Raw genomic sequence first — 12537 nt, 5'->3', positions numbered from 1 at the left:
AAGCGCCAAGACCTCCCTCGTGCCTCTTTCGACGGCGCATGGCGGCCTGACGTGGCACCGCAAGGGCGGGTCAGGCATCATGTTCCCTTTGCCGATGGACCCGCGGGAGCCGCTATGAACCCCAAGCACGATGTCACGGGTGTGATCCTGGCCGGCGGCCAGGGCGCCGCATGGGGGCTGCGACAAGGGCTGGGTCGAACTGGACGGCCGACCGCTGGTGGCACTGGCCCTGGAGCGCCTGGCTCCGCAGGTAGCCGAGGTGGTGATCGTCGCCAATCGCCATCTCGACGCCTACCGGCGCCTGCCGGCTCGGGTCGTGTGTGACGCCGAGGCGGGCTACCACGGTCCGCTGATGGGCATCTACAGTGCCATGCGGGCCGCTGCCACGCCCTGGGTGGCGATCACGCCCTGTGACAGCCCGGCGCTGCCGCACGACCTCGTGATGCGGCTGGCTGAGGCCATTGGCGACGTTGACATCGCGGCCGCACACGATGGCGAACGCCTGCACCCCGTGGTCGCCCTGCTGCGTACGCGGCTGGCCGATGACCTGCACGCAGCCTTGCAGGGGGAGCGAGCGATACGGCGCTGGTATACCGGCCACGCCTGGCGTCCGGTCGACTTCGCCGACTGCCCCGAGTCGTTTGCCAATCTCAACACCGAGGACGAGCGACGGCGCCTGGAAATGCGCCTGCAACAGGAGAAAGGAAATCCATGAGTTCTGCCATGCCAGCGCCGTTGCGTTTCGATGATCGGTTGCCCTTGCTCGGCATCGCGGCGTGGAGCGGCACGGGCAAGACGACGTTGCTGGAGCGCCTGCTACCCAGACTGACCGCCCGCGGGATGCGTGCCGCCGTCATCAAGCATGCGCACCATGCCTTCGATGTCGATCAGCCGGGCAAGGACAGCCACCGCCTGCGCCAGGCCGGTGCCGCGCCCATGCTGGTGGCCTCGGGGGCGCGCTGGGCGCTGATGATGGAGACCCCGGCCAGCAGGAGGCCGACCTGGCGGCGCTGATCGAGACGGTGCGCCCGCTCGCCCCCGACCTGGTGCTGGTGGAAGGCTTTAAGGCTTGGCCGCTGCCCAAGCTGGAGCTGTACCGCGCCGAGCTGGGCCAGCCGCTGCGGGTCGCCGACGACCCCTGGATCAAGGCGGTGGCCAGCGACGCGCCCCTGGTGACACCGCCCGGCGTCGATGCCCTGGCGCTGGACGACCTGGAAGCCATCGCCGACTGGGTGCTGGCATGGCCGGCGCGCTGGCCGACCGAGCAGGTGCCGCGTCTGGAGTAGGGCAGGACACCGTTATCCCGGCAGGCTTGCGTCCGCCCCGGTGGGCCGAGCGTACGCCATACTGACAGTCATCCTTCGTTAATCGAGGCCTTTTCCATGCCCCTCACACACCTCAATCAGCGCGGTGAAGCCCACATGGTGGATGTCGCCGACAAGCCCGAAAGTCGCCGCGAGGCCAGCGCGGCCGGTTATATCCAGATGAAGCCGGCGACCCTGGCGCTGCTGACACAGGGCGGCCTGCCCAAGGGCGACGTGCTGGCCACGGCACGCATCGCCGGCATCCAGGCGGCCAAGCGCGCCCATGAGCTGATTCCCCTGTGCCATGCCCTGGCCCTGACCAAGGTGAGTATCGACTTTCGCATCAATGAGGAAGCGTCGCGGGTCGAAGTGACCGCCGTATGTCGCCTCAATGGGCGGACCGGTGTCGAAATGGAGGCGCTGACCGCCGTTTCGGTGACCTGCCTGACGCTCTATGACATGTGCAAGGCGGTGGATAAGGAGATGGAGATCGGAGGCGTGCACCTGCTCTCGAAGCGGGGCGGCAAGTCGGGGGATTATCAGCGCCATGCCGCGGACCCCATCGTGACCGGAGAAGGCGCAGTGGGCCAGGTATCAGTCGGCACACGCTGCGATATCGATGCGGCCTGCGTGCAGGTGAAGTTTCTGGCCGAGCTGCGTGAACGCCTGGGCGTAAGCGAGGTTTCGATTCCCCTTGATAGCCTGGAGAGCAGTGATGTCGGCGGTCTCAAGGCATCGCTGCTGAAGCGTGACCAGCGCTTTGCACGACTGACCGAAGGCCGGGTGCTGTGCGCCGTCAATCAGGTCATGGCCATTGACGCCACGCCCATCACCAGCGATGACGAAGTGGCTTTCTTTCCGCCCGTCACAGGAGGCTGAGATGATCAGGGTTCAGCACGCCGCCTTCGACGCCGGTGCCGAGCAGCGCGACCTGTTGGCGGGACGCAGCGATATTGGCGCCATCGTCAGCTTCACCGGCCTGGTCCGTGACTTCAACGAACGGCCCGATGTGTCGGCGCTGACGCTCGAGCATTATCCCGGCATGACCGAGGCTGCGCTGCAGGCTATCGTGGCCGAAGCCGAAACGCGCTGGCCGCTGCAAGGGGTGCGCGTCATTCATCGGATTGGACGGCTTGCCCCGGGGATCCTATCGTACTGGTGGTAGTGGCGAGCGCGCATCGGCGTGCCGCCTTCGAAGCCTGTGATTTCATCATGGACTATCTCAAGACCAGAGCCCCCTTCTGGAAAAAGGAACACAGCGATACGGGCGATTATTGGGTCGGCGAACGTGAGTCGGACCTGCGCGATGCCGGTCGCTGGGAGAGAGAAACGATGACGACACCCTTGCAACTGATCGACGATTTTGGCAGGCGCGTTCGCTATGTACGCATCTCGGTCACGGACCGCTGTGACTTTCGCTGCGTTTATTGCATGAGCGAAGAGATGACCTTCCTGCCCCGCGCGCAGATATTGACGCTGGAGGAGGTAGGCATGGTGGCGCGAGCCTTCGTCGAGATGGGGGTGGAAAAGATACGCTTGACCGGGGGCGAGCCGCTGGTCAGGCGCGGGATTGATGCGCTGGTGGAACAAATCGCAGCGCTGCCGGGGCTTAAGGACCTGGCCATGACCACCAACGGCGCGGGGCTCGACAAGCACGCCGGCCGGCTGCGCGAAGCCGGGCTTTCCAGGCTTAACATCAGCCTGGATACGCTGGATGCTGAGCGGTTTCACCAGCTCACACGAACGGGTAATCTCGAGCGCGTGCTCAGCGGAATCCGCGCGGCGCGCAGCGCCGGCTTCGATAGAATCAAGCTTAATGCAGTGATCCTCAAGGGGCGCAACGACGACGAGATCGTGGATCTCGTCGACTTTGCCCGAACAGAGCGCGTCGACATCAGTTTCATCGAGGAGATGCCCCTCGGCGAGGTATCGGATCACTCGCGTGCGGAAACCTTCTGTTCGAGTGATGAGGTGCAGGCCGCCATCGAACGGCACTATCCGCTGCTGGCCACCACCGAGACCACGCTGGGTCCCTCGCGCTATTTTCGCATGCCCGACAGCGAGACCCGAGTGGGCTTCATCTCGCCGCACAGCCACAATTTCTGCGCCAGCTGCAACCGGGTTCGCGTGACAGCGGAAGGCCGCCTGCTGCTGTGCCTGGGCAACGAGCACTCCGTCGATCTTCGTGCTGTTCTCAGGCGCCACCCGGGCGATCTCGATGCCTTGAAGCAGGCGATCGTCGAGGCACTTCCGCTCAAGCCCGAGCGCCATCATTTCACTACGGATGGCGATGTCCAGATCGTTCGCTTCATGAACATGACCGGAGGCTAAACCCACCATTGCGTCTGATTTACGGGTGCCTTTCTCAGCCCGACTGAGCGCGATGGTCGAGCGGCTTTTCTTGCCTATTTGCTTTCACAGCATATACTTTTGACGAGTAAGCGATCCGCTTGCTCGTTTTTTTCTTGCATGGAGGAGGCCAATGTCCAGCGAAACTCTGGAGCGCATTGCTCGAAACAAGAACGTGGCGCGTGCTGCGGCCCGCCAGCTGAGCATGGAGCAGTTGCACAAACTCTCCGAGGTGATTGTCGAGGTCATCGAACAGAAAAAGAGGAAGACCAGCAGCGCAAGCAGGAAGAGGCCGACAAGGAACGCAAGCTGGCCGAGATCCGCGAAGCCATGAGCGATGCGGGGCTCTCCGTGGAAGATCTTGTCGGCGAGCCGCCGCGCCGCCGTCGCGGCCGTCCACCGAAGAACGCCACTCTTTCTTGAGCCAAGGATGCACCAAAGGCCTCCTGCCTGCCCATGGCCAACGGGCAGGGCCGGCAGGGTTAAGCCGAGCTGCTTGCCCTGCCGTCCTGCTGACGAGTCCTAGCCGTTTTCCAAGCGGCAGCCCAGAGAAGAGACCTCCGGTTTGACGGTATTTCCCTGCTAGGCGCCGCCTGACTGTAGCGCCTTTATCTAGCCATCCAGTGCCCGACGGGTGTCCCGACAGCGGCATGCGGCGTCGCAGCGCTGTGCCGCTGTTTACGATCTGCCAATGCGTCGGCCAGGCGCCAGGCCGATAGGCGCTTTTTTTACTCTTTATGCCAGGGCGCCCAGCAGCGACTGGGTGCTGACTAAGGCGTCGAGATAGCAGCGATGGAGCTGGTCAGCCGCCACCTCATCTTCCCCTGCCGCGAGTTGGTTCTCGTGGTTTTCGCATAGCTGAAGCAGTGCTCCCAGGGGCCTGTCCGTTCCGTCAGCGCCGCCATGACGGTTGGCGGGAGGGGAATCTGGGCCAACAGGGTGTCGCGTTCTTCTTCCAGCAGGGCGTCCATCAACGAGAACAGCCCCGTATTGAAGGCATCGTCTGGGTTCAGCGCAGGAAACGGTGCCGCCAGGTTGCGGCACATGTAGGCGCGGGTCAGCGCCGTTCTCAGCAGCAGCAGGGAGGTGGGCTGGAGGTTGGCCAGGGTCAGGGTAAGAATCAGGCGACGCAGCTCGATCAGGCCGAGCACCTGGACGGCGCGCTGCAGGTCGGTCACCGTACCGCCGCGATTGAAGAAGGCGGAGTTGGCGCGACGCAAGATGGCTACATGCAGGTGCGGTACCTGCAGCACAAGCGCCTGCAGGCGCTGCAGGTCGTCGTCCTCTTCATACAGGCTGCGGACCAGGCGGATCTGCGCGGCCCGGTTGCCGTGCTTGCCGCGTGATGTCGTGGCGATGACCTGGGGGCGGGTCAGGTAGCGTGCATTGAAAAGCTGACAGCCGATGGCCTGACAATGCGCCAGCTCTTCCATCGAGCGGACGTCTTCGGCATACAGCTTGATATGGCTCGAAGACAGCTGTTGATGCAGCGTCTCGTTGAAAGGACTCGATCCGGTGAGTGTCACGATGTCGGTGCGTGACCAGAGCGCCTTGGCGTGCTCGTTGAACAGGCTGCAAGGCATGATAATGCGATAACCCCGTTCGCGCAGGTCGTCGAGCCGCAGCAGCAAGGCCTCGTTGATGTCGCTCAGCTCGGCGACGGCGATGGCCAGCCGAGGGGCAGGGGTCGGCAGTAGTTCCGGCCGATCCAGCCACGCCAGGGAAGGGTCACAAAGAGTGACCTGCTTCCGAGCAGGCCGGCATCGCCAAGTTCGTACACCGTGCTGGCCAGCGCCTTTGCCGTTGCCTCCAAGGGTTCATCGCTGCTCGCGCCGCTGCGGTAAAGCAGTTGATCGGCTACGTGCCCGTGCTGGGCGTCATGGATCGGATACAACGCGATCGTGAACGTGGCGGGTTCGGAATGTGCAGGCATGGCGTGGCTCCTGGGCGGCGGTCACTTGTTATCACGAGTGACGTCTTGTTGTCAGCGCTGTTTGCGATTAAAGCGTCGATTCACAGCGCCTGCTGCAATGTCGTCAAGCGCGCTGCAAGCGTTGACTCTGCCAGCCCTTCCAGCCGAGGTCGCGCAAAGACATAGCCCTGCTGCTTGGTGATGTCATGGCGGCCCAGCCACAGTGCCTCGGCTTCGGTTTCCACGCCCTCGGCGACCAGGTCGATGCCCAGCGCTCTGCTCAGTCCTACCAAGGCCTTGAGGATCGCCTGGCGGCGTGGATGGCTGTCGCAGTCGATGATCAGCAAGCGGTCGATCTTGAGTCGGTCCGGCTGCAGCTCCGTGAGTAGGTCAAGGTTGGCGTAACCGTTGCCAAAATCGTCCAGTGCGGTGGTGAAACCCATGCCGCGATAGGTGTCGATGATGCGCTTGAGGTGCTGCTTGTCCTGCACCTTTTCGCTCTCGGTGATCTCGAAGATGAGATGCTGCAAAGGCCAGCCTACCTGTCGCGATATTTCCAGCGTTGCCTGGATGCATGCTTCGGGCTCGTAGACGGCATTGGGCAGGAAATTGATCGACAGCGGCACGCGCATGTTCAGCCGGCTGGCCAGCTCGATGGCGCGTACCCGGCAGGCCTGGTCGAAGCGGTAGAGCAGCGCAGGGGTGACCTGGGACAGGATATGATAGGCCGATTCATTGTGTGGCCCACGCACCAGCGCTTCATAGGCAATGACCTGCGCACTCGCGAGGTCCACGATGGGCTGGAAGGCCATGGTGAAATCGAACGGTAGCTCGCCCTCGCAGCGGACACATTTGCCCTCTTTTTCAGCGCATTGCCGCATGCTCTCTCCTTGTACGATGAACCTGTGCCCGTGACTTGCTCCGGCATGCCCTGGCTACCCTAGCCACTAAGGTCGGCACCGGCACGCGGAACTTGAGGCCAGTCGGGACGATATCGCAATGTCTGCCGCTGAGCCCTGCCGCAGCGTTCTTGCGGCTAGAGTTCCTTTCGCTAAAGTTCCGGCCCCCAGCGCCGATAGTCTAGTTCAGGACACGATGTCTCGTTCTCGCAGGAGTTTGCATGAACCCGTCTACCATCATCGGCATGCTTGCCAGTATCGTGTTGCTGGTCAGCGTGCTGTTCTTCACCGCCGAGTCGCCGCAGAGCTTTCTCAACCTGCCGGGTCTTGCCATCGTGCTGGCCGGCACCATGGCCGCCACCTTCATCAGCTATCCCCTTAGGGAGGTGCTGCGTGTCGTGCGTCTGGTAGGGCTGGTGTTCCGTCGCGAGAATACCTATACCCGCGATGACATCAAGGAGCTGGTGGACATCTCGCGGCTGTGGCTCAAGGGCGATGTGCGAGCGGTAGAAGAGGCGCTGGCCAAGGCGCGCAACCCTTTCCTGAGAACCGGTATCCAGCTGGTGATCGCCAACACCAAGGAGGAGGAGATCTTCGACCTGCTGCGCTGGCGGATCGCCCGGCTCAAGGCACGTGAACACGCCGAGGCGCAAATCTTCCGTACCATGGCCACCTACGCGCCGGCGTTCGGCATGATCGGCACGCTGGTGGGGCTGGTCAACATGCTGGAGGTCATGGAGGCGGGCGACCTTCACGTCATCGGCCCGCGCATGGCCGTTGCGCTGCTCACGACCTTCTATGGCATTTTGCTCGCCAACCTGATCTTCAAGCCGATAGCGGTCAAGCTGGAGCGCAGAACCGAAGAGCGCTTGATCGCTATGAACATGGTGCTCGAGGGCATTTCGCTGATCACCAAGCGCCGCCTGCCTTCCTTCATCGAAGAGACGCTGAACTCCTTCGTCGCCAACTACCACGATGAAATACGCGACCCGGCTCTGGCACGGGACGCCGCTGCAGGTGGGCAGGCGAGTAATGCTTGATCGTGACACGCGGCATGCGCTGCACTCCCCGAGTGTGGATGAGGGCGAGGGCGAGAGCTGGTTGGTGAGCTACCTGGATGTCCTGACGCTGCTCATCACCCTGTTCGTGCTGCTGCTCTCCATGGCCGGTAACGGCATGGCCCCCAGGGCAGCCAGTTCGGTGGCGATGCGCCACGCCTGATCACCCCCGAGGCGGAGCTGGCAGCGCTGCAGGTGGCCGGGCGGCTCTCGCCCGGTCTGATGCCTCGCAACGACGGGCTGCAGCCGCGCTTTCAGGGGCTCAACATCCAGGGAGTGAGTGTTGCCCAGGGGCAGGAGGGCATCACCCTGAGGATCGACGACAACCTGCTGTTCGATAGCGGCCAGGCCGCGCTGACGCTGCAAGGGCAGCAAGTACTGGCCAGCCTCAAGGAGGTGTTGGAGGGCTTCGAAGGCACGATTTCCGTCGAAGGCCACACTGACAGTATTCCCATCGCCACGGCTCGGTTCCCCTCTAACTGGGAGCTCTCGTCCTCACGGGCCATCGCCGTGCTGCGTTACCTGACCGAAATCGGCATCACGCCGGAGCGGATGCGCGCCGTGGGCTATGCCGAGACGCGCCCGCTGGCCAGCAACGACAGCCAAGAGGGGCGGGCCGCCAACCGTCGCGTCGAGCTGTTGCTGAAACAGACCCTGGGCAGCCCTTGAGCCGCAGCACCGCGGGGCAAGAGACTACGACGGATCGCCAAGCGAGCCAGAGGCAAGCACTGCATGACCGAGATCGATGAATAGGCAGGAGCGTTCGGCATATCGGCGCTGGACGGCGTGGCAGGCCACGGCGTTCTACCTCGCCATGATGTGCTGCCTGGTGCTGGCCGTTGGCTGGGCGCTGAAGGATCGTCACGCACGAGAGCTGGCTGCCGCCCGCGTGAACAGCCTGGCCCACGCCGACCTGGTCGCCGAGTGGGCGAAGGGCGCTTTCACCAGCACCGACAACACCCTAAGCGGCATGGCCAACCTGTTTGCCCTGGCATTGAACGATGAGCGCGGCGAAGGCCTGGCCGAGGCCTTCGAGATGCTGTTGGCGCAGCGTCAGCAGAGCCTGCCGTTTCTAGACTCGCTAGGTGTCATCGATCACCTGGGCGAGCCGCTGTATTCCACCGGCAACCCCGGCTTTCCCGGGCACGATCCCGAGGAGCGGGCTCATATCCGCCGCTTCCTGCAAGACCACGCGCAGCGGCTCTCGGCGGTTCACTGGCCAAGCGAACCGGGTGAGCACCGCATGCTCTACCTGCGCCGCATGTTCGATGGCGAAGGGCGTTTCACCGGGTTGGCGGCGGCGCGGCTGGACCTGTTCTATTTCACCCATGCGCTGGAGCGCCTGCAGCTCCACGAGGGCCAGAGCGTCGCCTTCCTCGACGACCAGATGCGCCTGATTGCGCGCCGCCCCGGGCTGTCCGGTCGCTCCGCGTCCCAGGCGCTGGGCATGCGGGTCGAGTCAGCGGAGCTGGAACAGGCTCTGCGTGGCGAAGAGGTGCGCTCGCTGACGCTACTTTCGCCGCTGGATGGCGACCGTCGTGTGGTGAGCATCGGCCGGGTCGAGGAGCTGCCGTTCTCGGTCATTGTCGGCCATAGCGTCGACCAGGTACTGGGCGCGTGGCGCGAGATGGTGCTCGTGCTTTCGCTGGGAGTGCTGGTCATGGCGGCGCTGGGCTGGCTAATCCTGCGGCACTACCTGCACCTGGTGCGCACCGAGGATGACCTCTACCGCAGCGAGCAGGCGCTGCGTACGCTGAATGGTTCGCTGCAGGCCGAGCTGAAAATCGCCGACCTGGCGTTCAATACCCATCTTGGCATGCTGATCACGGATGCCGACGGCATTATCCTCAAGGTCAACGCCACCTTCGAGCGCATCACGGGTTACCACGCGTCGGAGGTGCTGGGGCGCAATCCGAGCATCCTCAGCTCGGGCCACCATGATGCCGACTTCTACCGCCAGATGTGGGGAGCTATCGACGCCCAGGGTAGCTGGGAAGGTGAAGTCTGGAACCGGCGCAAGAGTGGGCAGATCTACCCGCAGTGGGTCACCATCAGCGCCGTAAGTGACCCCTCCGGCAGCATCAGCCACTATGTGGCCACCTTCAGCGACATGAGCCTGCGACGCGCCGCCGAACAAGAGGCGCACCGGCTGGCCTTCTATGACCCACTGACCGGCCTGCCCAATCGACGCCTGGTACTCGAACGGCTGGGGGAGGCGATCAGCCTGTGCCAGGGGCAGGGGGTTCGGTGCCCTGCTGCTGGTCGACCTCGACGGCTTCAAGTACGTCAACGATAGCCTGGGCCACGAGGTGGGCGACGAGCTGCTGCAGGCGATGGCTCGACGGGTCGAGAGCGCAAGCCGAGAGCACGACCTGGTGGCACGCATCGGCGGCGACGAATTTCTGGTGCTGGCCGAAGGCCTCGGCGTTACCCTCGAGGAGGCCTCGCAGCAGGCCGAACGCCTGGCGAAGCGGCTGCTGATTAGCCTGGGCGAGCCGTGCTGGCTGGGTGAGCGGCGCCACCTGCTCTCCGGCAGCATCGGCATCACCTTGCTCGGGGATGACGACAGCAAGGTCGAGGAGTGTCTGCAGCAGGCCGAGATGGCCATGTACCAGGCCAAGCAGGCGGGGCGCAACACGCTGCGCTTCTTCGACCCGGTGATGCAGGCGGTGGTAGTGCGGCGCGCCATCCTCGAGGCCGAACTGCGCCAGGCCGAACGCCACCAGCAGCTGCGCCTGCACTACCAGATTCAAGTCGATGCGCAGGAGCGGGTGACCGGGGTCGAGGCGCTGCTGCGCTGGCAGCACCCCGAGCTCGGCATGGTGCCGCCCTACGAGTTCATCCCTATTGCCGAAGCGAGCCAGCTCATCGTCAGCATTGGCCGCTGGGTGCTCGACACGGCCTGCCGTCAGCTGGCGTCCTGGGCGCAGATGAAGCACACGGCGGAGCTGACCATGGCGGTCAACATCAGCCCGCTGCAGTTCCAGCAGCCCGATTTCATTGACACCCTGGAGAGCATCCTGACGGCCACCGGGGCCAATCCGCAGCGGCTGAAGCTGGAGCTTACCGAGACGCTGTTCATGGCAGAGCCCGACGCCGTGTGTCGCACCATGATGCGTATCAAGGCACTGGGTGTGCGCTTCTCGCTGGACGACTTCGGCACCGGCTTCTCGTCGCTCTCCTACTTGAACCGGCTGCCACTCGATCAGCTCAAGATCGACCAATCGTTCGTGCGCACCCTATTCGAGGATAGCGCCAACGCGGTGATCTCCGCTTCGATCATCGACCTGGGCCGCAACCTGGGGCTTGAGGTCATCGCCGAGGGGTCGAGAGTAGGGCACATCGTGACTGGCTGAAGGCCCACGGCTGCTACGCTTACCAGGGCTACCTTTTTCTCGTCCGCTGCCGATCGAGGACCTGATGCCGCTGCTGGAAAACGCCGACGCCACCGCCGGCTGAGCCGGGGTGGCGTCGTGGGGGAAGCGGGTGCCTTCAGGCACGCCTGGCGCTTAGGGTGTCAGTGGTCCACGCGGCCGAGCAGCAGGAACTCGATCAATGCCTTCTGCGCGTGCAGGCGGTTGCCGGCCTCCTGCCATACCACCGCACGCGGGTCGTCGAGCAGCGTTTCGCTGATCTCCTCGCCGCGGTGGGCGGGCAGGCAATGCAGGAACAGGGCGTCGCGCTTGGCCAGGTCGAGCAGCGCCTCGGTCACCTGGAAGCCGCGGAAATCGGCTTCCCGCTTGGCCTGCTCCTCCTCCTGGCCCATGGAGGCCCATACATCGGTGGTGACGAGGTCGGCACCCGCCACCGCTTCCTGGACGTCGCGCAGCAGGGTGACCCGCTCGCCCGCCGCCGCCACAATGTCCTCGCGCGGTTCGTAGCCCTCCGGGCAGCATATCTTCAGCTTGAAGTCGAACTGGCGTGCGGCGTTGATCCACGAATGGCACATATTGTTGCCGTCGCCGATCCAGACGGCCGTACGCCCGCGTACGCTGCCGCGCAGTTCGGTCCAGGTCATGACGTCGGCCAGCAGCTGGCAGGGGTGGTAGTCATCGGTAAGGGCGTTGATCACCGGCACGCTGCTGGCGGCAGCATACGCCTCGAGGCCTGCATGGGAGAAGGTGCGAATCATCACGATGTCGACCATCTCGGCCAGAACGCGTGCGGTGTCCTCGATCGGTTCGCCGCGGCCAAGCTGGGTGTCGCGCGGAGAAAGGAAGAGCGCGTGGCCGCCGAAGTGCGCCATGGCCGTCTCGAACGAAACCCGTGTGCGCGTCGAGGATTTCTCGAAGATCATCGCCATGGTGCGGTTGGTGAACGGGGTGTAGCTGGGCCCTGGGCCCGCAGGCGGTTCTTGATCGTGATGGCGCGTTGGATCAGGTAGTGCAGCTCTTCGGGACTCAGGTCCAACAGGGTCAGAAAATGGCGTGTCGCCATGACGATCTCTCCGCGCGAAAAAACCCCCATCCTAGCCAGCCCGCAGGGATGCGCAATGCGCCGTGCATCAGTAGAATGAGCCCATGAAGAAGACTGAGTGCAGCGCTCGGGTAAGGCCTGCCTCGCTAGTCACCCTCCTATACACGCTACAGGGAGCGCCCATGAGCACGACCATCGAGAACATTCAGCGCCAGATCAGCGACAACCCCATTCTGATCTACATGAAAGGCACGCCGCAGCTGCCCCAGTGCGGTTTCTCCGCGCAGACCGTGCAGGCGCTCATGTCCTGCGGCGAGCGCTTCGCCTTCGTCAACATCTTGGATAACCCCGACATCCGTGCCGAGCTGCCGAAGTACGCCAACTGGCCGACATTCCCTCAGCTGTGGGTTGAGGGCGAGCTGATCGGCGGCTGCGATATCGTCACCGAGATGTACCAGACCGGCGAGCTGGAAACCCTGATCAAGGACGCCGCGGCGCGTGCCAAGGCCAACGAAGGCCAGTCCGGCGACGCCTGATTCAGGCTGTTACTGCCAAAGGCAAGCGCTACGCTCAAGCTTCAACAACCCGGCCCGCGCGCT

Annotated in this window: 12 protein-coding genes and 4 pseudogenes; 12 read left to right on the top strand and 4 right to left on the bottom strand. The window is 64.0% G+C overall.

All coding sequences use genetic code 11. The features are described from left to right. Nucleotides 1-217: 217 nt before the first annotated feature. The 6 genes and pseudogenes from mobA to ACUDAL_RS08720 all read left to right on the top strand — a co-directional run bounded on the left by mobA (nt 218) and on the right by ACUDAL_RS08720 (nt 4076). A complete protein-coding gene (gene mobA, locus ACUDAL_RS08745) occupies nt 218-715 on the top strand; it encodes a molybdenum cofactor guanylyltransferase (RefSeq protein WP_444677870.1) in 498 nt (165 codons plus the stop codon). Next, nucleotides 712-1286 (top strand): annotated as a pseudogene (mobB, locus tag ACUDAL_RS08740) (molybdopterin-guanine dinucleotide biosynthesis protein B). Before mobA ends, mobB begins: the two are co-directional and overlap by 4 nt. 96 nt (nt 1287-1382) lie before the next feature. After that, on the top strand, nt 1383-2183 hold the full coding sequence (gene moaC, locus ACUDAL_RS08735) for a cyclic pyranopterin monophosphate synthase MoaC (RefSeq protein WP_444677869.1): 801 nt from the start codon (nt 1383-1385) through the stop codon (nt 2181-2183). Nucleotide 2184: 1 nt separating this feature from the next. Beyond that, nucleotides 2185-2627 (top strand): annotated as a pseudogene (gene moaE, locus ACUDAL_RS08730) (molybdopterin synthase catalytic subunit MoaE); the annotation flags it as partial. A gap of 9 nt (nt 2628-2636) precedes the next feature. Next, the gene (gene moaA, locus ACUDAL_RS08725) at nt 2637-3635 is read left to right on the top strand and encodes a GTP 3',8-cyclase MoaA (RefSeq protein ID WP_444679345.1); all 999 of its coding nucleotides are present in this window, start codon (nt 2637-2639) and stop codon (nt 3633-3635) included. A gap of 151 nt (nt 3636-3786) precedes the next feature. Continuing rightward, nucleotides 3787-4076, top strand: a pseudogene (locus ACUDAL_RS08720) (H-NS family histone-like protein). A 347-nt stretch (nt 4077-4423) separates the two neighbouring features. On the opposite strand, the gene ACUDAL_RS08715 reads toward ACUDAL_RS08720, so the two are convergent. The 3 genes from ACUDAL_RS08715 to ACUDAL_RS08705 form a co-directional block, all read right to left on the bottom strand. Further along, complete coding sequence (locus ACUDAL_RS08715) at nt 4424-5284, bottom strand: HDOD domain-containing protein (RefSeq protein WP_444677868.1); 861 nt, start codon at nt 5282-5284, stop codon at nt 4424-4426. Between the two features lie 17 nt (nt 5285-5301). Further along, nucleotides 5302-5586, bottom strand: coding sequence for a hypothetical protein (locus ACUDAL_RS08710; protein WP_444677867.1), 285 nt, complete (start codon nt 5584-5586; stop codon nt 5302-5304). A gap of 80 nt (nt 5587-5666) precedes the next feature. Continuing rightward, a complete protein-coding gene (locus ACUDAL_RS08705) occupies nt 5667-6446 on the bottom strand; it encodes an EAL domain-containing protein (RefSeq protein WP_444677866.1) in 780 nt (259 codons plus the stop codon). A 239-nt stretch (nt 6447-6685) separates the two neighbouring features. Here ACUDAL_RS08705 and ACUDAL_RS08700 point away from each other — a divergent pair, with 239 nt between their 5' ends. The 5 genes from ACUDAL_RS08700 to ACUDAL_RS08680 all read left to right on the top strand — a co-directional run bounded on the left by ACUDAL_RS08700 (nt 6686) and on the right by ACUDAL_RS08680 (nt 10878). Then, nucleotides 6686-7504, top strand: a complete 819-nt coding sequence (locus ACUDAL_RS08700; RefSeq protein ID WP_444677865.1) for a motility protein A — start codon at nt 6686-6688, stop codon at nt 7502-7504. Beyond that, nucleotides 7497-7685 (top strand): flagellar motor protein MotB, encoded by a 189-nt coding sequence (locus tag ACUDAL_RS08695; protein WP_444677864.1) that lies wholly within the window; start codon nt 7497-7499, stop codon nt 7683-7685. The genes ACUDAL_RS08700 and ACUDAL_RS08695 overlap by 8 nt, the downstream gene beginning before the upstream one ends. A 59-nt stretch (nt 7686-7744) precedes the next feature. After that, on the top strand, nt 7745-8191 hold the full coding sequence (locus ACUDAL_RS08690) for an OmpA/MotB family protein (protein WP_444677863.1): 447 nt from the start codon (nt 7745-7747) through the stop codon (nt 8189-8191). A 76-nt stretch (nt 8192-8267) separates the two neighbouring features. Next, nucleotides 8268-9818, top strand: a complete 1551-nt coding sequence (locus ACUDAL_RS08685) for a PAS domain S-box protein (RefSeq protein WP_444677862.1) — start codon at nt 8268-8270, stop codon at nt 9816-9818. After that, nucleotides 9706-10878, top strand: a complete 1173-nt coding sequence (locus ACUDAL_RS08680; RefSeq protein ID WP_444679344.1) for a putative bifunctional diguanylate cyclase/phosphodiesterase — start codon at nt 9706-9708, stop codon at nt 10876-10878. The genes ACUDAL_RS08685 and ACUDAL_RS08680 overlap by 113 nt, the downstream gene beginning before the upstream one ends. A gap of 161 nt (nt 10879-11039) precedes the next feature. Here ACUDAL_RS08680 and argF read toward each other — a convergent pair. Beyond that, nucleotides 11040-11959: pseudogene (gene argF / locus ACUDAL_RS08675) on the bottom strand (ornithine carbamoyltransferase). A gap of 161 nt (nt 11960-12120) precedes the next feature. On the opposite strand from argF, the gene ACUDAL_RS08670 reads away from it, so the two are divergent. Beyond that, nucleotides 12121-12474, top strand: coding sequence for a Grx4 family monothiol glutaredoxin (locus ACUDAL_RS08670; RefSeq protein WP_444677861.1), 354 nt, complete (start codon nt 12121-12123; stop codon nt 12472-12474). Nucleotides 12475-12537: the final 63 nt, after the last annotated feature.

The sequence above is a fragment of the Halomonas sp. E19 genome (assembly GCF_052439355.1).
In the GTDB taxonomy this organism is placed as follows: domain Bacteria; phylum Pseudomonadota; class Gammaproteobacteria; order Pseudomonadales; family Halomonadaceae; genus Halomonas.
Note: the sequence above shows the minus strand (reverse complement) of the source record. Positions and strands in the feature narration are given on the sequence as shown.